Source organism: Nonomuraea rosea, assembly GCF_039539705.1.
GTDB classification, from domain to species: domain Bacteria; phylum Actinomycetota; class Actinomycetes; order Streptosporangiales; family Streptosporangiaceae; genus Nonomuraea; species Nonomuraea rosea.
This window is the reverse complement of sequence record NZ_BAABDQ010000003.1, coordinates 124,131-142,349: the sequence shown is the minus strand read 5'-3', so window position 1 is coordinate 142,349 and position 18,219 is coordinate 124,131. Positions and strand designations below refer to the sequence as shown.

Genomic DNA, 18,219 nt, shown 5'->3' with positions numbered 1-18,219 from the left:
TAAAGCGGGGGTGACGGAGCAATAGGGTTTGCTCCATGTTCCGCGACACGCAGAGTAGCTGGCTGAGCACCCTCCGGCATGATGTGCCAGCCTCGCTCGTGGTTTTCCTGGTCGCGGTGCCCCTCTCCCTGGGCATCGCGATGGCCTCCGGAGCGCCGCTGGCCGCCGGACTGATCGCCGCCGTGGTGGGCGGGATCGTGGCCGGCGCGCTGGGCGGCTCGGCCGTTCAGGTCAGCGGGCCTGCCGCGGGGCTGTCGCTGGTGGTGGCGGATCTCGTACAGACGTACGGCTGGCGGGCCACCTGCATGATCACTCTGCTGGCGGGCGCGGTCCAGCTCGTGCTGGGGGTGTTCAAGGCGGCCAGGGCGGCGCTGGCGGTGTCGCCGGCCGTCGTCCACGGCATGCTGGCGGCCGTCGGCGTGATCATCGCACTCGCCCAGCTGCACGTCGTGCTGGGCGGCAGCTCTCAGCGCTCGGCCATCGCGAACCTGATCGAGCTTCCCGGCCAGATCGCCGACCTGCACGGCCACAAGGTCGCGGTCGGCCTGCTCACGATCACCGTGCTGGCCCTGTGGACGCGCCTGCCCCGGCAGATCAGGACCGTTCCCGCGCCGCTGGCCGCCCTGCTCGCGGCGGCGGCCACGGCGTGGGCGTTCAACTGGGACGTCACGCGCGTGGACCTGTCCGACAGCGTCACCGAGTGGGCGTTCCCGGTGCTGCCGCACGGCGACTGGCACCTGATCGTGGCGTCGGTGCTGCTGGTCGCGCTGCTGGCCGGCTGCGAGTCGCTGCTGTGCTCCGTGGCCGTGGACGGGATGCACGGCGGCCGCCGCGCCGACCTCGACCAGGAGCTGACCGGGCAGGGCGTGGCCAACATGGTCACCGGCGCGCTCGGCGGACTGCCGGTGGCCGGGGTGATCGTGCGGAGCACCGCGAACGTGCAGGCGGGCGCCCGTACCCGCTGGTCGGCGATCCTGCACGGGGTGTGGGTGCTGGTGTTCGCGCTGGGGTTCGGCTGGTCGATCCAGTGGATCCCGCTGGAGGCGCTGGCGGCGCTGCTGGTGTTCATCGGCGTGCAGATGGTGAACCTGGGTCACATCAGGAAGGTGCACGGCCACGGCGAGGTGCCCGTCTACGTGGTGACGATGGCCGCCGTGGTCCTGCTGGGCCTGGCCGAGGGGGTGCTGGCGGGCCTGGCGCTGGCGGCGCTGCTGGCGCTGCGCCGCCTGACCTGGGTGACGGTGCTGAAGCGCGAGGACAGGGACGAGCGGCTGCACGTGACGATCTCCGGCTCGCTGACGTTCCTCGGCGTGCCCAGGCTCACCCACGAGCTCCGTACGATCCCCGCGGGCACGCCCGTGGACCTCGACCTGAACATCGACTTCATGGACAACGCGGCCTTCGAGGCCATCCACTCCTGGCGGCTGGACCACGAGCGGATGGGCGGCGCGGTCGAGATCGACGAGCTGCACGACGAGTGGTACGCGCTGGCGGCCAGCGGGGCGCGGATGTTCCCGGTCAAGTCGCCGCCCAAGGCGCCTGATCGCTGGTGGCTGCCGTGGGCGCAGCGGCGACGGCGGCCGGGGAACCCGGACGTTCCGCCGGTCGGCGTACCCGCGGAGCCTGAGTGCCAGCTCACGGTGGGGGCGCGGGAGTTCCATCGGCGTACGGCGCCGCTGATGCGGCCCATCTTCACCGAGCTGGCCCGCAAGCAGCAGCCGACGCACCTGTTCATCACCTGCGCGGACTCCAGGATCGTGCCGAGCCTGATCACGGCGAGCGGCCCCGGCGACCTGTTCACGGTGCGCAACATCGGCAACCTCGTGCCGCGCAGAGGCTCCGAGCCGCACGACGACTCCGTGGTGGCCGCGATCGAGTACGCGACGCAGGTGCTGGGCGTGCACACGATCACGGTGTGCGGGCATTCGGGATGCGGCGCGATGGCGGGGGTGCTGAGTGGCGGGGTGCAGGCGGGCAGCCTGCCGGGGCTGCGCAGGTGGCTGCGGCACGGGGACCACAGCCTGGCCACGTTCATCGAGACCGAGGGCGACCGGCTGCACAACGGGGCCCTGGACGTGCTGTGCCGGGTCAACGTGCAGCAGCAGCTGGAGAACCTGCTCACCTACCGGAAGGTCGACGAACAGGTCAGGGCGGGCAAGCTGGAGCTGGTGGGGCTGTATTTCGACATCGGCTCGGCCCGGGTGCACATGGTGCCGCCGCTCCGCCCTACGCTCTGCGTGAAGCCGTCCGATCGCAGGGTGGCGGCTGGCGAAGAATGAACTCATGAAACTACTGGTGATCGGTGGGTCGGGGTTCCTGGGCCGGGCGTTCGTCGAGGAGGCGCTGGCCGGCGGGCATGAGGTCACGACGTTCAACAGGGGGCGGAGCGGGGCCGACGTGCCCGGCGTCGAGGCCGTGCGCGGCGACAGGGAGGTGGCCGCCGACCTGGAGCGGCTGGCCGAGGGGCGGTCGTGGGACGTCGTGATCGACACCTCCGGCTACGTGCCGAGGGTCGTGGGCGAGTCGGTGCGGGCGCTGTCGGGGCGGGCGGGCACGTACGCCTTCGTGTCGAGCATCTCCGCCCTCGACGGCTTCCCCGCCGAGCCGGCCGAGGAAGGCGCGCCCGGCTGGGCCTGCGAGCCGGACGCCGGGCCTGACGACGGCGGCTACGGCGTGCTGAAGGCGGGTTGTGAGCGGGCGGTCGAGCAGGGGTTCGACGGCAACGCGCTGATCATCCAGCCGGGCATCATCCTGGGTCCTCACGAAGACATCGCCAGGCTGCCGTGGTGGCTGACCAGGATCGCCCGCGGCGGGCAGGTCCTCGCGCCCGGCGACCCCGGGGCGCCGATGCAGCTCGTGGACGCGCGCGACGTGGCGATCTTCACGCTCGACCAGGCCGCGCGCGGGGCGGCGGGGCAGTTCATCGTGACGGGGCCCGTGGGCAAGGTCACCTATGGCGAGTGGCTCGGGCTCTGCAAGGAGGCGACGGGGTCTGACGCGGAGCTCGTGTGGGTGGACGACGAGTTCCTCGTGGAGCAGGGGGCCGGGACGTTCGTCGAGCTGCCGCTGTGGGGCGGGCCGCCGTCCGCGGTGACGGCGAACTTCTGGAACGTCCCCACGGGGGCGGCTGAGGCGGCCGGGCTGCGTACCCGGCCGGTGGCCGAGACCGTGCGCGACACGTGGGCGTGGCTGCGCGAGATCCCGGAAGACCGGCGCAACTTCGGCAGCAAGACCACACACGGGATGGCTCCTGAGAAGGAGGCCGCCATTCTTTCCGCATGGGCGGGCCGTTCTGCGTAATCCTGCGCAGACCGGGGGCCGCGTGCGGGGTTAGCGTCGGCGGTGCCAGCGAGGTTCTCCAGGTGCCCACGGCGCTCCTCGCGACGCCGGTCTCGACTCCCAGGGGCCGGAGGGGCGGAGGCGCCCGGCGTCACGCTATGCCCTGAAGTGGGCCGCCGATGATAGCGGGGCAGCCGGATCAGCGCCTCCGCCCCTCACTTCGCGGACTGCTAACACCGTAGAAACACCCGTATCGGAATGCTGCCCAACATGAGTTTTCGGGCATCACATTCCCTGTCGTCTGACCTGTCCGCTTTCGGGTAGGCCGGGTCGTGCCGGTGAAAACCGGGCCGCCGGAGCGCCGCCGGTCCGTTCTGGGGGCGCTCGTGGCCGCGATCGCGCCGCTGATCGTTCTGACGTCGAGCGGCGTGCCGCCCGTACCTGTGCCCTTCGATCCCCGCCCCGTGTCCCTGGCCTCGCCACCGTCCTCGGCCCCGTCGCGACCTCAGGCTCAGTCCAAGGAGGCGAAACCGTCGCGCCCGTCCTACAAGAAGCCGCTGACCCGTTCGCTGAGCCGTTACCTCGACGACCTCCCCGGCCAGCTCGCGGTGTCGATACGCGACCTCTCGACCGGCCTGTCGTTCTCCTACAACAGCGGCCTCAGGACGGCCACGGCCAGCATCGTCAAGGTGAACATCGTGGTCGCGCTCCTCCTGCAGGCCCAGCGCCGGCACCGCCGCCTGACGGGCTGGGAGCGGCGTTCGGCCGCGCAGGCCATCAAGGTCAGCGACAACGCCGCCGCGTCCGCGCTGTGGGCGGCGATCGGCGGGGCCTCCGGCCTGGCCGCCGCCAACAAGAAGCTCGGCCTGCGCAGCACCAGGCCCGGACCCGGCGGGGCGTGGGGCTCGACCACCACCAGCGCCGCCGACCAGATCCGCCTCCTGACCGCCCTCACCTCCGCCAAGAGCCCTCTCTCCGCCAAGCACCGCCGCTACGTGCTGGGCCTCATGGGGGACGTCGCGCCCGAGCAGTCGTGGGGCGTCAGCGCGGCCGGGCGCAAGGGGGCGGACGTGGCACTCAAGAACGGCTGGCTGCCCCGGGAACGGGACGGGGGCCGATGGACGGTCAACAGCATCGGGCGGGTGCGGGACCGCGGCCACACGTACCTGATCGCCGTCATCTCGCGGCGTCATGGGTCGATGGGGACGGGGGTCGAGACGGTCGAGCACGTCAGCAAGCTCGTCGCCAGGGCCCTGTCCCAGGCGTCGGCCAAGAAATGAGCTGTTCTGAGGCCGCTACGCCCTGCGCTCACGTTCGGCGCTTTCGCCCTGGGCCGCGCCCGTCGTATCAAGCCCCGGCAGCGCGCCGGGGCCGGGAAGCGGGGTGACGAGTCGGCCTGTAGGCCGGGTTTTGTCCTTCGTGTGAAGGGGCGACCATCCATCTAGGACCGCCGTTGCCGACGGCCTCAAGCGGTCTACCCGCGCGGCTCGGGCGGGCAGCCCTCGAACGTCGCGCGCGGGACGCTCCGAGGAGCATCCCTTCTTGACCTTGCTCCGGGTGGGGTTTACCTAGCCGCCCACGTCGCCGTGGGCGCTGGTGGTCTCTTACACCACCCTTTCACCCTTACCTCCCGGCGAACCGGGAGGCGGTCTGCTTTCTGTGGCACTGTCCCGCGGGTCACCCCGGGTCGGCGTTACCGACCACCCTGCCCTGTGGAGCCCGGACCTTCCTCGGCGGGCCTTCCGGCCCGACGCGGTCGCCCGGCCGACTCGTCTGGGAGAGGTTACCGCATTTCAAGCGGTTCCCAACTCAACGACAAGATCGATTCGCTGGAATGATCAGGTCATCGCCTGAGGGGGGCGGTGGCAGCGGCGGCCGTGCCGGAGGTTCTGGCGTCCGGCACGGCCCCGCTCAGCGCAGGTGCGACGTGTCGTTGAAGGACTTCACCACGGCCGGCCCGTCCGCGTAATGCTCGATCAGCGACAGGCAGGCCAGGTCGAGGTGCATCCGGTAGAGCGACGGCAGCGGCGCCAGCAGGGCCTGGGTCAGCAGCAGCTTGATGGGGGTCACGTGGGAGACCGCGAGGACGGTCTTGCCTTCGTAGCGCTCGACCAGCCGTTCGCCTGCCGCCTGGACGCGCTGCGCGGCCGTGGCGAAGCTCTCGCCGCCGGGCGGGGCGACCGTGGGGTCGGCTAGCCACGCGGCGAGCTCGGCGGGCCAGCGGCGCTGTACTTCCGTGAACGTGTGGCCCTCCCAGTCGCCGAAATCGGCTTCCCTGAGGTCTTCTTCCACGTCCACGTCGAGACCGGTCCGCTGGGCGACCGCCTCCGCCGTCTGCCGGGCGCGCTTGAGGGGGGAGGTGACGATCACGTCCAGCCGGTACGGCTCGCGCGACAGCCGGTCCGCCGCCGCCGCGGCCTGGGCCAGGCCGTTGGGAGTGAGCTCGGCGTCGCCGTGGCCGGAGAACCTGCGTTCGAGGGACAGCTCGGTCTCGCCGTGCCTGAGCAGGAGCAGCGACGTGGCGACCCGGGTGGGCGGGGCCCAGCCGGTGCCTTTGCCGCGCTGCTGGGCGGTGGCCACGGAGGCGGTGGGGGCGGATAGTTCGGAAATGTCGCCCGCGTCGAGGAGGTCCGTCTGCTTGGCCGCCGACGGCTTACGGGTCGCGGATGCCGTCCCCGCGGGTGCGCTCCCGGCGCCCGTGACGCCCTCCGCGCCGGCGGCCGGACCACCGGAGCCGCCGGATGTGGCGGAGCCGCCCGCCTTCCAGGTCAGGCCCTTGGCGGCGGCGTCCATGGCCTCGTTGGCCAGGCGGTCGGCGTGCTTGTTGCGTTCGCGCGGGATCCAGGTCCACTCCGTCACCCGCAGTCGTCTGACCAGCGCGCCGGCCTCCATCGCGAGGGGCCGGAGCCCTTCGTTCTTGATCTTCCAGCGCCCGGCCATCTGCTCGATGACCAGCTTCGAGTCCATTCGCACGGCCACCCGCGCCCCGTCGCCGGCCAGCCCGAGCACGGCCGTGAGACCGGCGATCAGGCCGCGGTATTCGGCGACGTTGTTGGTCGCGACGCCGATCGCCTCGGCCGCCTCCGCCAGCACCTGGCCGTCGGAGGCGGCCATGACGACAGCGCCGTAACCCGCCGGCCCGGGGTTGCCCCGCGAGCCGCCGTCCGCCTCGATGACGTACGACGTCACAGGCCCGACTCTGCCGTACGGACGAGGATCCGGCGGCACTCCTCGCACCGGAGCACGTCGTCGTGCGGGGCGGCCTTGATGCGGTTCATCTCGGCGATGGACAGGGCCACCTTGCAACCCTGGCACCGGCCGCCGCGCAGCATGGCGGCGCCCACGCCGTACTGGTCTCTGAGCTTTGCGTAGAGCGCGAGCAGGTCGGCGGGGATCTCGCCGACGGCGGCGGCTCGGCGGCCCTGGACCTCGCCCGACTCCTTGTCGATCTCGTTGAGCGCGGCGTCGCGGCGGTCCTCGGCGGTCGCGAGGGCGGTGCCGACCTCGTCGCGCTGCGTGGCCAGGTCGGTGACCCTGGTGTCGGCGGCCTCCCTGCGCTCCATGATCTCCAGCACGATCTCCTCCAGGTCGCCCTGGCGCTTCTGCAGCGAGACGATCTCACTCTGGAGACCGGCCAGGTCGCGCGGCGAGGTCACCGCGCCGGAGTCGAGGCGCTTCTGGTCGCGGTCGGAGCGCGTGCGCACGGCGTCGACGTCGCTCTCCGCCTTGTTCTGCTCACGGGCCAGGTCGCCGGCTTCGGTCTCGGCCTCGATGACTTGCGTGGCGAGCCTGGCGAACAGTTTCGAACGCTCGTCGATCTCGGCCAGCTCCGGCAGGGTGCGCCGGCGGTGGGCCAGCCGATCGATCACGGAGTCGAGCTCAGCCAGGTCGAGCAATCGTTTCTGGGCCTCAGGGGCTGCTTTCATGATCAATATCCTCTTGTCCTAACACAGCGATCTATGGGGGTATATCCGTTTTGACCTGGGGTAGCAGCCTGGCGACCGGCTAGGCCATGTGCACTCCATGTTCACCACGGACCCCGCCCCCTCGATCCGCTGTTCGAGAGGAGTCACGGTGAGTAGCAAGCTTAGAGGCAGCATCACCACCTATCAGACTAAGGCTGGCGCTAGGTGGCGAGTACAGATGCCACCCGCGCTCGACCCTCTGACGGGTAAGGAGATTCGCCCTACCGCCTCCTTCGACACCGAGGAGGAAGCCAAGGAGTGGCGCAAGAGCCAGAATGTCGAACTCCTTCTCGGAATCGTCACCAGTAACACGACTCTGGGAGAAGCTATCGTCCTGCGCACCAAGCAGGCCGCACTCAAGCAGTCAACGGTTCGCAACCATCTCGACGACCTGAAGCGACTGCCGGACTGGTTCGCAGGCATGAAGGTTTCCGCTGTCACCCAGGCCGACGCACTGCGCTGGCTGAAAGACGATCTGATTCAGCGCCCCTTGCGACGTAGCACGATGCTCAATGTGGTCACCACCGTCTCGGCCGCCTTCGAGTACGTGACCGCCTGCGGCGTCCGGGTGGGAAATCCCATCCGCGCCGTCAGCGCTCGCAGGGTCGTCCTGCAAAACGTCTTCGACGATGTCTACGACGACGAGGAAGAGATCGAGCTGGACGAGGAAGACGCGTTGGACGACGAGCTTTTCAGGCGAGGCCCTGTATGGACACCTGAGCAGATTAGGACGTTCATTGACGCCCAGCCCTACACGTACCGCGCGATGTACCTCGCCATCGTGCTGAACGCTGTGCGAAGGGGCGAAGCTCTCGGGATGCAATGGGAGAGTCTGAACCTTGCCCAGAGCACCATCCGGCTGCGCAAGAACATCACCTGGGCGCGCGGGCATCTGGTGATCTCTCCAAGCCCGAAGAACGGTAAGCGGCGCAAGGTGATTTTGGACCCGATGATGCTCGAAGCACTTCAGGAGCACAAGGAGGTCCAGGATGCGGAGAAGGGCCGCTTTGACACCTGGGAGCCCGAGAACTGGATATTCACACGCCCCCGATGGCGGCGTAACGACATCAACTGGACTCCAGGTACCCACCTGCTACCTCTGACGGTATCTGGGCGCGTGAACGACATGGCGGTCAAGTTCGGATTTCCCACGATGGGAACACACGGGCTACGGCGATCCTGGGCCACCATTGCCGATGGCCTCGGCATCCCCAGGAGGGTGCGCCGGGACGTTCTCGGTCACAGCACGAACGTGACCGACGCCTACTCGAAAACCACCAAGCAGGAGATCTTGAAGGCTCTGGAGATGGTCAGGGCCGAGATCTTCCCCGACTGGAAGCCCCGCATGTGATGATCCACTAAGGGCAGGGCGGCACTCCACCGCCCTGCCTTTCGCATGTCCAAGGCGTGTGACGCACATCACACGAGGTGGTCTGCACGGATCTGGGAAATGCGCACCTATATACGGGTGCAGAGGGGGCAAGAGGGCGGCGCTGGAACGAGCGCGTCCCTGCTCTCTCCCCTCTTGGGAGGGGGGTAAGGGGGGTGGGCTACCACCCCTTACTTACCTACTTAGTGCTGGTAACCGGCCCTTGAGGGCCAGGTCAACTACTGACTACCTACTCAGTCAGTAGATCTAGTTCTCCTGTCGGTGGCCTCGGGAGGCCACCTAGTACTTACTTCTTACTCCCCCAGGGTCACCTCCTGAATCGCTCCGCTCCAGGAGGTGGGATGCCCCGAGCACCTAAGAAGTGCCTGGAGTCAGGTTGTCGAAAACCGGCCTCCAAGGCCGGTCGATGCGACACCCACTACCAGCCCTGGGCTGTCACCAGTCCGAGGAACCGGACGAGGCCGGCGAACGCCGCCTCACTGATCCGGCAAGCCCGTCGCCGAGACCGGGAGCGCTGCTACCTGTGCAGCGGCCCAGGCCGAATCGTTGACCATGTCGTCCCCGTCGCCGAAGGCGGCTCGTGGGACCTGTCCAACCTGGCCTGCATCTGCGATGCCTGCCACACCATCAAGTCTCGGAAGGAGGCCGCGCGGGGGAGGGCGCGTCACCCATGAGAAATGAACATCACACCACGTCGTGTAGCCCTGGGGGCTTCTGCGGCACTTGTCCCACTCCTTGCTTCCTTCGTGGTGAAGGCGACCCCGCCTTTGACGCCCTCGTCGAGCGTGGCCCTGAGCCCGAGTTCGAGCAGTTCGACTCACCGGAAGACACCAACTCGTTCGTCCTCAAGTGCGCACGGTGGGACGACCCCGAAGCCGAGTGCCTGGCCGACAACTGCGCGTTCAACTACTTCTGCTTCACCGACTACCAGCGCGACACCGAAGGCGACCCCGCCTAAGACCGCGTCGCCGAAGCCGACCCCGAAGGTCACGGTCAAGCCGAAGCCTCCGTCTTCGGCAACCCAGGTTGCCAAGGTCTTGAAGATCGCCGCAGGCGAGATCGGGACTTCTGGTCGGCCGAACAAGTACACCCGGTGGTACGCCAACGACCTGGGCAAGGGCTCGGAGTTCCTGAGCGTCGCCTGGTGCGCCATCTTCCTCGTCTGGGCTGCCGATGAGGCAGGGGTGCGGTCCAAGACCGGCACCGACGCCTGGACGGTCGGATGGGCCAACTGGTACGCGGCCAAGGGCAAGTGGGGCACCAAGCCGAAGGTCGGCGCGATGGTCTTCTATGACTGGTCGGGCGGCAAGAGCCGCTCCGGTATCGACCACGTCGGCATCGTCGAGAAGGTCAATGCCAACGGCTCGATCGTGGCCATCGAGGGCAACCACAGCAACGCGGTGGCCCGCGTACCGCGGTCGAGTTCCATCGTCGGCTACGGCTACTGGGCCTAACCAGCATTCGGCGGAGCGGGTCCCAGATTCGTGGCTAAGTTCAGCAGGTAAGCACACCGTCGATGATTGTGCAGATCGCGGTCTCTTGCAGGATGCTTTGCACCAGTTCGTCCGGGTTCAGAGGCAGAGGCTGAGCTGCGACTGAGGCCGAGACCAGGGTCGTGGTAGTGAACATGGTCGCGACCACGATCGAGATGCGGCGCATTGGTGTGTTCTCCCATCTGTGTGGCGAACTTGGGTTACTCCTAACGGTTGCCACTTGCGCCATCACAGAACGTAACTACTGGATACAGAGAGATATCAATACAGGTCAGAGCATCTGACTGATGGGGGCTTCCAGCAAGAACCGCGCTTCGAGCCGGTGGGGCTGGCACGGCGCGCGTGAGGGCGGGTTCCGCGCGCTTTCTTCTTTCTTCTACATCGGAGGTGATGCGCATGGCCGGTCGGCACGCGAAGGCTGTGACCGACGTGCCCGCCAAGGGCAAGCTGAAGAACAAGGACTCCGCGGACTCGCAGGAGTCGCCAGACCCCCGCTCCCACCGCGCCCGCTACGGGGCCGGCGAGGAGACCTGAGGTGGCCGGCAGAGGTCCCGCGCCCAAGGACAACGCCGTCAGGCGTAACGCCGTGGACCTGAGCCATCTGGAGGGAGACGAGGACGTCCCCGACCGCACGAAGAAGCTGTTCAAGCGCGACGGCTACAGCGTGGCCACGCAGCGCTGGTGGGACACCTGGGCGGACAGCGAGCAGTCGGAGGCATTCAAGGCGACCGATTGGATGCGTCTTCAGATGTTGGCGCCCCTCGTTGAGGCGTACTTCCGCCGCCCCGGTCACAACGCCCTGGCCGAGATCAGGCAGAACGAGTCGCTGCTGGGTGCCACGGTCACCGACCGGATGCGCCTTCGCATGAACAAGACCGACACCAAGAAGGGCGACACCACGCCCGACAAGCTCCCCGAGAACGTGGCGGACATGGACCTGTACCGGCAGCTCGGGGGCGCGTGAGGGAGATGCCCGTCACTCGCTGGGGGCCAACTGGTTGGCCGCCTGGCGGTAGTACCTGGCCTCCGACTCGTAGCGCGACTTCTGCGCACTGAGTTGTTTGATTCGGTCCACGATGTCCGCACGGCGGCCTGGGGCTTCCATCCCGGCCAGCGCCTCGATTTCCGCTTGTGCCGTCTGCGCCTTCGCAACAGCCTTGGCTTCCGCCGCCTGAAGAAAAGCAAGCATTTCGGCGCGATTCTTTGAGGGTTTGGGTGTGTCCGCTGCCGGTGTCGGATTGGCAACTACGACAGTCGGCGCGGACCCGAAAACTCCAATCACGTCCGTAGAGAACGAGCCCGTGGCTACGGCCAAGCTCAGAACGCTGGCTAATGCCAGCTGTTCCCTACTCAGGTGGACACCGCCCTTAGCTGGGCGCCGGTGCTCTCCCACATTGCTGATGCTAAGGGACGCCCACCTGCCCGATATGCCCCTATCTCCGATTCGCGGCGATTTGGAGTTAAGAAACCCAATTTCAGCAACCGCGTCTTCCGGTTCGTAACTTCACAGCAGTCGGGGGGTGCCTGATGCAAACCGGCAACCTCCCCGATGGGGTTCCTCATCCCCAGCGCAGCCTCGGCTACCAGATCCTTCGCTGGGCTGAGACCTACATCGTCCAGCCGGACGGCGAGAACGCTGGCCAGCCGTGGCAGTTCACGGTGGAGCAAAAGAGGCACATCCTCTGGCTCTACGCCATCGACGACAAGGGCCGGTGGCTCTACGACACCGCCTGCCTTCGCCGTGCGAAGGGATGGGGGAAGACGCCGCTGTTGGCGGCGCTGTGCATCATCGAGTTCATCGGCCCGTGCCGGTTCTCCCACTTCGACGAGAACGGCTTCCCGGTCGGCAAGGCCGTGGGCCTGCCGCTGATCCAGATCGCGGCCACCTCGATCGACCAGACCGCGAACACCAGGGACATGGTGCGCGGGATGTTGGCGAACTCGCCGGCTGAAGAGGTCTATGACATCGAGATCGGCAAGGAGCGGATTCAGTTCCGCTCCGGTCGTCCCGGTCGTATCGAGCCCGTCACCAGCTCCTCGCGGGGCTTGGAGGGCGCGAGGCCCACCTTCTGTGTGCTCGACGAGACCCACCACTGGGTGTCTTCCAACGGAGGCATCTCCGTCTTCGAGGTGCTGGACCGTAACGTCCGTAAGACCGCTGGCCAGGGCTCGCGCATCGTCGAGTCCACCAACGCCTTCAACCCGAACGAGGAGTCGGTCGCTCAGCGCACCTACGAGGCGTACCGCAAGAAGCCTGACGGCAGGCTGCTGTACGACTGTGTAGAGGCCGACAGCGACGAGATCGACCTCAAGGACCTGGAAGCCGTTGAGCTGGGCCTACGGCAGGCGTACGGCGACAGCACGTGGGTGGACATCCAGGGCCTCATCGAGGCCATCCAGGACCCACGGACCACCGTCTCGCAGGCGTACCGCTTCTATTTGAACAAGATCCAGGAAAGCGCGGACACCTGGATGGCTCGTCCCATCTGGGACGGCCTGCTGGACGAGAACGACCCGATCAAGCCCGGCGATCAGATCGCGGTGGGCTTCGACGGCTCGCTCTACTCCGACTCCACGGCGATCGTGGGGTGCAGGTTGAGGGACGGCAAGCTGTTCCTGATCCATCTGGACGAGGACCCGCACGACCCGCTGCGTGAGTGGCAGGTGGACACCCTCCTGGTGGACAAGCGGATGCGCGCCGCCCGCGACACCTACCGGATCGAGTGGGCCTACTGCGATCCGTCGTACTGGCAAAACGTCGTCGGCACCTGGGCCTTGGACTTCAAGGAGAGGGACAAGGACGGCCGGGACATCGTCTTCGAGTTCTCGCCGCAGCGTGCCAAGCAGATGTGCGAGGCGATCGAGCGGCTGCACACCGCCGCCCACCTCGGCGAGGACGTGTGCCACGACGGCAACCCGGACCTGGCCCGCCACATCGGCAACGCCGTGACCTACGAGGTCCCGCAGGGCCTGCTCATCCGCAAGGAGAGCAAGAGGTCCCGCAAGAAGATCGACGCCGCCATCGCAGCGGTCTTGGCCTACGAGGCCAGAGCGGAAGCCATCGCTGACGGACGCATGCGAGTCCGGCGAAAGGCCCGCCTTCGCAGCTACTAACCAAAGGAGGCCCCTTGACTGTCGGCCGTATGGGGGGCCGCCCCGAATCGCCGCTGGAGTGGATCGGCTGGCTTGAAGGCAAGCTGTCCAAGCAGCGAGCGGAGGTCAGGAAGTACTCGGCCTACTACGACTCCGAGAACAAGACGCTGTCGTACGCGCAGCAGAAGTTCAGCGAGGTCTTCGGGGATCTGTTCGTCGGCTGGCGGGACAATTTTTGCCCCTTGATCGTGGACAGCATCTCGGAGCGCCTGAGAGTTCAGGGCTTCCGGATGGGGCCCGAGGAAGAGGCCGACAAGGACGCCACCGAGATCTGGCAGTACAACGGCCTGGATGCCGAGTCCAACTCGGCGCACATCGACACCCTGATGGGCGGGCTGAGCGCTCTGGTCGTCTGGGGCGATGAGGACGACATGCCGCTCATCTCTCCGGAGTCGGCCGAGGAAGTCGTCGTCCAGTACGAGCCAGGAAGCCGGCGCAAGCGCGCCGCTGCGCTGAAGCAGTACACCGACGACTGGGGCACCGAGCACGCCACCCTGTGGCTGCCTGCGGGGGTCTACACCAGCGAGCTGATCAGCACCGATGGTCACCGGCGCGTGTGGGCTGATCCCAAGTACACGAAGAACCCGCTGGGCAAGGTGCCGGTCGTCCCGTTGCTGAACCGGACCAGGCTGAGCCTGCTGCCGTTCTCGGAGCTGGCGAACATCCTGCCGGTGCAGGACGCCATCAACAAGGTGGCGGCCGACGCGCTGGTGGCCAGCGAGTTCGCAGCGTTCCCGCAGCGAATTTTGGCAGGTATCGAACAACCTCCGGACGACGCCTCGGACGCTGAGCTGGAGCAGGCTCGTCAGCAGATGATCCGGGCCTACATCGACCGCATCCTGACTCTCGACTCAGCCGACGCCAAATGGGGCCAGTTCGAGGCGGCCGACCTCAAAAACTATGTGGTGCTCATCGACATGCTGGTCCAGCACATGGCCAGCCAGTCGCGCGTGCCATTTCACTACTTCTTGTTGAACGGCGGCCAAGCGCCGAGCGGCGAGAGCATCACCGCAGCAGAGGCCGGTCTCGTGGCCAAGGCCAGGGAGAGGATGCTGCACTTCGGGGAGTCCTGGGAAGAGGCTCTGCGGCTGGCGTTCGAGGTCAAGGGCGACATGTCCAGGGCCAAGGCGTACAGCGCGGAAGTCATCTGGGCCGACCCCGAGTACCGCAGCAAGGCTCAGCTCGCTGACGCCCTGCTGAAGATGAAGGAACTCGACGTTCCGAGCAAGCAGCTCCAGGAGGAGTACGGCTACACGCCCACGCAGATCGCCCGCTTCGACACCATGCGCGAAGAGGAGATGAAGCGGGAGAAGGAGCTGGCTGACAAGTACGCTCCCACCGTCATCGACATGGCCACCGGCAAGCCCGTGAAGCCCGGTCAGCAGCCTGCGCGTGGCGAAGCCAAGCCGAAGTCGCCCTCGGACAAGAGCGCTTCGGTCGAGCGGCAGAAGGCCGCCGCCTAAGACGTGTCACCCCAAGCCCTCCGCCGACATGGCGGGGGGCTTTCTCACCCCCCCTCAATCCGACATGGAGAGGAACCCAGCAAGTCGATGGACGTGAACGACCAGCAGCCCGAGAACAGCACCTCCACCCCGGCCCCCGACGCCAACACCCCTGCCCAGATACATGAGGCTGGAAACGATGGCGTGAAGGACTGGGAGGCCGAGGCGAAGAAGTGGCAGCACTTCTCCAAGAAGCACGAGGCCAACTGGAAGAAGGCTTCGGAGGAGCTGGACCGGCTCAACCAGGCCAACATGACCGACGCCGAGCGAGCCATCGCCGACGCCAAGGAACAGGGCCGCCTGGAGGCGCTGGCATCCGTCACCGCTGAGCGTGTGCAGGACAAGCTGGAGGCCGCCGCCGCCAAGGCCGGTGTAGACCTCGCGCCCCTGCTGTCGCACATCGACATCAGCAAGTTCGCCGCCGAAGACGGCGGCGTGAACCAGACCGCGATCGGTGACTTCGTCACCCAGCTCTCTGCGCAATTCGCTGGCCCCAAGGAGCCCCGCTTCGCTCAGGGCCTCGGGATTGGACCGCAGAGCGATCAGCGTGCCCCCGGCCAGCTCACCAGGGCCGACCTCAAACGGATGTCCGCCCGTGAGATCGCCCAGGCCAAGAAGGACGGCCGGCTGGATGCGCTGACTCGCGGCGAAATCTAACAACCCCCTTCGCACAGCTCAGGCCCTCGGCATCGCGCCGGGGGCCTTTTGCATGCCCTGAACCAGTGAGGAACCCGCCTTGCCCACCAGCTTCACCGACGGCACGTACAAGGACTCCGGCGCACGCCTGACCAACGGCACCAACGGCGTCTTCATCCCGGAGCTGTTCTCCGCCCAGCTCCTGACCGACACCGAGGACCAGCTCGTCCTCGGCAACCTCTTCGGGACCAACGCCTACGAGGGCGAGTTCAAGCGCGAGGGCGACCAGATCCGCATCCCGCACTTCGTGGACACCGTCCAGGACAAGGGCGTGGTTCCGGCCTACGGCACCATCGGTACGCGCGACCGCGCGCAGCTTGAGTACATCAAGATGCAGGTCGCTCGCGGTTCGTCCTTCAACTTCGAGGTGGACAACCTCCACCAGCTCCAGACCAAGTCCGGCATCACCCTGATGGACGAGCTGGTCCGCCAGCGGGCCCGCAAGACGGCCCTGGCCCTGGATGCCCTGGTGGCCACGGCCATCGTCCAGGCGTCCATCGAGACGGCCGTGGACTCCGGCCTGGGCAAGGACTACAACAGCGACGGCGGCACCGCCGCCCTGCACGGCCTGGTCGAGACCGTCGAGCTGAGTACCGGCACGGCTGCCCGCTACAACCAGATCGTGGACATGATCGCGATGCTGGACGACGCCAACAGCGAGGCCGAGCGCTTCCTGCTGGTCGGTACCAACGTCAAGACCGAGCTGCTGAAGGTCAAGGAGTTCATCGACGCGAGCCACTGGGGCGGCGCGCCGATCATGGTCAACGGCTTCATCGGCTCCATCGCCGGTGTCCCGGTCATCGTGTCCAACACGGTCGGCCCGCGCGTCGCGCGCCGGGGCAAGCAGGCGCAGGTCACGGGCTCGCACGACGCTGCCCGCAGCGTTGACATGATCCTGGGCACCCGCAACTCGGTGGCTGCGGTCGTCCCCAACGTGGACGTCAAGCTCTACGAGCCCGAGGACAGCTTCACCGAGGCCGTGAAGGCGCGTATCCACTACGACGCAAAGGTCATCGCCCCCCACGAGATCGTCATCGGCAAGCCCGCTGCCTGACCCCTCTCGCTGAGCCCCCGGTCCTGATCGGCCGGGGGCTTCGCCATGCCCGAAAGGGGTCCGCATGCTGATGACGGTTACCGACATCGAAGCTCGCACCGGGCAGACGTACGAGGACGAGCAGCTCGACCGTGTCAACGCCTTCGTCGGAGACGTCACCGCGCTGGTGGAGTCCTACCTGGGGCGCACCTACACCACATCCACCCCTCCGGCCGCCGTGAGGGCGGTCGCCTGCCTGGAGGTGATCCGGTATCTCAACACCGACCCCGGTGTTGCATCGGACAGGATCGGTGACCTGTCCACGGCCTACGCCTACGGCGGGGCTGTCGTCGTCCTGAGCCGCGACGCCAAGGACGCCCTTCGGCCGTTCCGCTGGAAGTCCGGACTGGGCTCCATCCAGATCATCTCCCGCTACATCCCCGAGCCGGGGAGCACAGCGTGATCCTGGACAAGGCCAACGAGACGATCCGCATCTTCGAGGCCCAATGGGTCGATGACGGGTACGGCGGCGGTCAGAGCCCGGTGGCCGGCTCCAAGTTCATCGAGGTCAAGGCGTTCGTCTTGCCGACCGGCTTCGCAGGGGCCGGCTGGGCGGTCAACTCCCGCGCAGCCCAGCAGGGCTGGGCCGATACCGCCCGCATCACCATCGTCGTCAAGCTCACCAAGACGCTGAAGGACTTCGGCGAGTGGTCCCGCATCGAGGCCCAGGGCCAGTTGTGGACCGTCGTGGACCACCCTCGCCGCTGGCGCACCAGGCGCGTGGACTTCGTCACCGTCTTGTGCGAGCTGAAGGGGGACGCGGCGTGAGCTACTGGGTCCACCCCGACTGCAACGAGATCGTGGCCGGTCTGCCCGGCGTCCACGCCGAGGTCGTCAAGACCGCCCACAGGGGTGCTCGCCTGCTGAGGAAGGCCATCAACTCCCAGACGGGGGCGATGGCCGGAAGCGTCGAGGCTCATTCTCTGGGCTCCAAGGACGCCTGGTTCGGCCTGTCCGACCCCGGCGCCATTCCCTACAACTTCGGCCACCACAACAACTGGGCCGACAGGGACATCCCCGGCAGCCACGTCATCGAGAAGGCGATGCGGAGCCTGTGAGCGTCTACCTGACTCCGATCAGGTGGCAGCGACGATCTCCGATCACCGACCAGGGCGGCATCGGCTCCTGCACAGGCCACGCGATGGCCGGTGTCATCGGCACGGACGGGCTCAACCGCACCGGCCGCTCTGACGTCGGCGAGGAGCTGGCGCTGGAGCTGTACGCCCTGGCGACACGGCTCGACATCTGGCCCGGCGAGTACCCCGAGCAAGACACAGGCTCATCCGGTACGGCCGTGGTCGAGGCGGCCAAGCAGCTCGGCCACATCCGGTCGTACTGGTACACCCGCAGCCTTCAAGGGGCGCTGCGAGCGCTCCAGTTCGGCCCGTGCGTCGTTGGCTTCCCCTGGCTGACCGGCTGTGAGGACCCTCGCGCTGACGCCCTGGTGCCCTACACGGGCCACTCAAAGGGCGGTCACGAGGTCGAGCTGGTCGGTTGGGAACCGGCCGAGCAGCGGTTCGTCTTCGCCAACTCCCGAGGCCCCGACTACGGGGACAACGGGTTCTTCCGCATGACCTACCGCGACCTCGGCCACGCCCTACGCCTCGGCGGTGACGTCATCCTGCCGATCTTCCCCGAGACCCCGTGA

General features: G+C 67.5%; 21 protein-coding genes and 1 other RNA gene. 17 read left to right on the top strand and 5 right to left on the bottom strand.

The annotated features are described in order from the left end of the window. Positions 1-35 precede the first annotated feature (35 nt). From ABEA43_RS08135 to ABEA43_RS08125, 3 genes are all read left to right on the top strand, one after another. Entirely contained in the window at positions 36-2,279 is a 2,244-nt protein-coding gene (locus ABEA43_RS08135) for a SulP family inorganic anion transporter (RefSeq protein ID WP_345560000.1), read from the top strand. A 4-nt stretch (positions 2,280-2,283) separates the two neighbouring features. Then, positions 2,284-3,300, top strand: a complete 1,017-nt coding sequence (locus tag ABEA43_RS08130; protein ID WP_345559999.1) for an NAD-dependent epimerase/dehydratase family protein — start codon at positions 2,284-2,286, stop codon at positions 3,298-3,300. A gap of 311 nt (positions 3,301-3,611) precedes the next feature. Beyond that, positions 3,612-4,559 (top strand): serine hydrolase, encoded by a 948-nt coding sequence (locus tag ABEA43_RS08125; RefSeq protein ID WP_345559998.1) that lies wholly within the window; start codon positions 3,612-3,614, stop codon positions 4,557-4,559. Positions 4,560-4,662: 103 nt separating this feature from the next. Here ABEA43_RS08125 and rnpB read toward each other — a convergent pair. The 3 genes from rnpB to ABEA43_RS08110 all read right to left on the bottom strand — a co-directional run bounded on the left by rnpB (position 4,663) and on the right by ABEA43_RS08110 (position 7,205). After that, positions 4,663-5,051, bottom strand: an RNA gene (gene rnpB / locus ABEA43_RS08120) — RNase P RNA component class A. Positions 5,052-5,190: 139 nt separating this feature from the next. Continuing rightward, positions 5,191-6,468: a bifunctional RNase H/acid phosphatase gene (locus ABEA43_RS08115; protein WP_345559997.1), complete on the bottom strand. Its 1,278-nt coding sequence runs from the start codon at positions 6,466-6,468 to the stop codon at positions 5,191-5,193. Continuing rightward, positions 6,465-7,205: a zinc ribbon domain-containing protein gene (locus ABEA43_RS08110; protein ID WP_345559996.1), complete on the bottom strand. Its 741-nt coding sequence runs from the start codon at positions 7,203-7,205 to the stop codon at positions 6,465-6,467. The genes ABEA43_RS08115 and ABEA43_RS08110 overlap by 4 nt, the downstream gene beginning before the upstream one ends. Before the next feature lie 148 nt (positions 7,206-7,353). On the opposite strand from ABEA43_RS08110, the gene ABEA43_RS08105 reads away from it, so the two are divergent. The 4 genes from ABEA43_RS08105 to ABEA43_RS08095 all read left to right on the top strand — a co-directional run bounded on the left by ABEA43_RS08105 (position 7,354) and on the right by ABEA43_RS08095 (position 10,088). Continuing rightward, complete coding sequence (locus tag ABEA43_RS08105) at positions 7,354-8,595, top strand: tyrosine-type recombinase/integrase (RefSeq protein ID WP_345559995.1); 1,242 nt, start codon at positions 7,354-7,356, stop codon at positions 8,593-8,595. Between the two features lie 380 nt (positions 8,596-8,975). Beyond that, positions 8,976-9,308: an HNH endonuclease gene (locus tag ABEA43_RS68125; protein ID WP_425570202.1), complete on the top strand. Its 333-nt coding sequence runs from the start codon at positions 8,976-8,978 to the stop codon at positions 9,306-9,308. After that, a complete protein-coding gene (locus tag ABEA43_RS08100; RefSeq protein WP_345559994.1) occupies positions 9,305-9,592 on the top strand; it encodes a hypothetical protein in 288 nt (95 codons plus the stop codon). Before ABEA43_RS68125 ends, ABEA43_RS08100 begins: the two co-directional genes overlap by 4 nt. A 79-nt stretch (positions 9,593-9,671) precedes the next feature. Beyond that, positions 9,672-10,088 (top strand): CHAP domain-containing protein, encoded by a 417-nt coding sequence (locus ABEA43_RS08095; RefSeq protein ID WP_345559993.1) that lies wholly within the window; start codon positions 9,672-9,674, stop codon positions 10,086-10,088. Positions 10,089-10,128: 40 nt separating this feature from the next. On the opposite strand, the gene ABEA43_RS08090 is transcribed toward ABEA43_RS08095, so the two are convergent. Further along, positions 10,129-10,293 (bottom strand): hypothetical protein, encoded by a 165-nt coding sequence (locus tag ABEA43_RS08090; protein WP_345559992.1) that lies wholly within the window; start codon positions 10,291-10,293, stop codon positions 10,129-10,131. A 230-nt stretch (positions 10,294-10,523) separates the two neighbouring features. On the opposite strand from ABEA43_RS08090, the gene ABEA43_RS08085 reads away from it, so the two are divergent. Together ABEA43_RS08085 and ABEA43_RS08080 are read left to right on the top strand one after the other, a co-directional pair. Continuing rightward, positions 10,524-10,661, top strand: a complete 138-nt coding sequence (locus tag ABEA43_RS08085) for a hypothetical protein (RefSeq protein ID WP_345559991.1) — start codon at positions 10,524-10,526, stop codon at positions 10,659-10,661. A gap of 1 nt (position 10,662) precedes the next feature. Next, a complete protein-coding gene (locus ABEA43_RS08080) occupies positions 10,663-11,091 on the top strand; it encodes a phage terminase small subunit (protein WP_345559990.1) in 429 nt (142 codons plus the stop codon). Positions 11,092-11,103: 12 nt separating this feature from the next. Here the strand turns inward: ABEA43_RS08080 and ABEA43_RS08075 are convergent, their stop codons facing one another. Further along, on the bottom strand, positions 11,104-11,316 hold the full coding sequence (locus ABEA43_RS08075) for a hypothetical protein (protein WP_345559989.1): 213 nt from the start codon (positions 11,314-11,316) through the stop codon (positions 11,104-11,106). Positions 11,317-11,654: 338 nt separating this feature from the next. Here ABEA43_RS08075 and ABEA43_RS08070 point away from each other — a divergent pair, with 338 nt between their 5' ends. The 8 genes from ABEA43_RS08070 (at position 11,655) to ABEA43_RS08035 (ending at position 18,219) form a co-directional block, all read left to right on the top strand. Continuing rightward, entirely contained in the window at positions 11,655-13,241 is a 1,587-nt protein-coding gene (locus ABEA43_RS08070; protein ID WP_345559988.1) for a hypothetical protein, read from the top strand. Positions 13,242-13,255: 14 nt separating this feature from the next. Continuing rightward, the gene (locus ABEA43_RS08065; RefSeq protein WP_345559987.1) at positions 13,256-14,743 is read left to right on the top strand and encodes a phage portal protein; all 1,488 of its coding nucleotides are present in this window, start codon (positions 13,256-13,258) and stop codon (positions 14,741-14,743) included. A gap of 87 nt (positions 14,744-14,830) precedes the next feature. Further along, positions 14,831-15,439: a hypothetical protein gene (locus ABEA43_RS08060; protein WP_345559986.1), complete on the top strand. Its 609-nt coding sequence runs from the start codon at positions 14,831-14,833 to the stop codon at positions 15,437-15,439. A 79-nt stretch (positions 15,440-15,518) separates the two neighbouring features. Continuing rightward, a complete protein-coding gene (locus ABEA43_RS08055) occupies positions 15,519-16,532 on the top strand; it encodes a major capsid protein (protein WP_345559985.1) in 1,014 nt (337 codons plus the stop codon). A gap of 64 nt (positions 16,533-16,596) precedes the next feature. Then, positions 16,597-16,974: a hypothetical protein gene (locus ABEA43_RS08050; RefSeq protein ID WP_345559984.1), complete on the top strand. Its 378-nt coding sequence runs from the start codon at positions 16,597-16,599 to the stop codon at positions 16,972-16,974. Beyond that, positions 16,971-17,339 carry a hypothetical protein gene (locus ABEA43_RS08045; RefSeq protein ID WP_345559983.1) on the top strand — a complete coding sequence of 123 codons (369 nt, stop codon included), beginning with the start codon at positions 16,971-16,973 and terminating at the stop codon, positions 17,337-17,339. Before ABEA43_RS08050 ends, ABEA43_RS08045 begins: the two co-directional genes overlap by 4 nt. Then, on the top strand, positions 17,336-17,629 hold the full coding sequence (locus ABEA43_RS08040) for a DUF5403 family protein (protein ID WP_345559982.1): 294 nt from the start codon (positions 17,336-17,338) through the stop codon (positions 17,627-17,629). Before ABEA43_RS08045 ends, ABEA43_RS08040 begins: the two co-directional genes overlap by 4 nt. Then, positions 17,626-18,219, top strand: coding sequence for a hypothetical protein (locus ABEA43_RS08035; RefSeq protein WP_345559981.1), 594 nt, complete (start codon positions 17,626-17,628; stop codon positions 18,217-18,219). Before ABEA43_RS08040 ends, ABEA43_RS08035 begins: the two co-directional genes overlap by 4 nt.

Bases quoted from the DNA above. Each gene is read 5' to 3' on its own strand.
- ABEA43_RS08135 (WP_345560000.1), top strand. From the start codon at position 36: ATGTTCCGCGACACGCAGAGTAGCTGGCTGAGCACCCTCCGGCATGAT.
- ABEA43_RS08130 (WP_345559999.1), top strand. From the start codon at position 2,284: ATGAAACTACTGGTGATCGGTGGGTCGGGGTTCCTGGGCCGGGCGTTC.
- ABEA43_RS08110 (WP_345559996.1), bottom strand. From the start codon at position 7,205: ATGAAAGCAGCCCCTGAGGCCCAGAAACGATTGCTCGACCTGGCTGAG.
- ABEA43_RS68125 (WP_425570202.1), top strand. From the start codon at position 8,976: ATGCCCCGAGCACCTAAGAAGTGCCTGGAGTCAGGTTGTCGAAAACCG.
- ABEA43_RS08100 (WP_345559994.1), top strand. From the start codon at position 9,305: ATGAGAAATGAACATCACACCACGTCGTGTAGCCCTGGGGGCTTCTGC.
- ABEA43_RS08090 (WP_345559992.1), bottom strand. From the start codon at position 10,293: ATGCGCCGCATCTCGATCGTGGTCGCGACCATGTTCACTACCACGACC.
- ABEA43_RS08085 (WP_345559991.1), top strand. From the start codon at position 10,524: ATGGCCGGTCGGCACGCGAAGGCTGTGACCGACGTGCCCGCCAAGGGC.
- ABEA43_RS08075 (WP_345559989.1), bottom strand. From the start codon at position 11,316: ATGCTTGCTTTTCTTCAGGCGGCGGAAGCCAAGGCTGTTGCGAAGGCG.
- ABEA43_RS08070 (WP_345559988.1), top strand. From the start codon at position 11,655: ATGCAAACCGGCAACCTCCCCGATGGGGTTCCTCATCCCCAGCGCAGC.
- ABEA43_RS08060 (WP_345559986.1), top strand. From the start codon at position 14,831: ATGGACGTGAACGACCAGCAGCCCGAGAACAGCACCTCCACCCCGGCC.
- ABEA43_RS08050 (WP_345559984.1), top strand. From the start codon at position 16,597: ATGCTGATGACGGTTACCGACATCGAAGCTCGCACCGGGCAGACGTAC.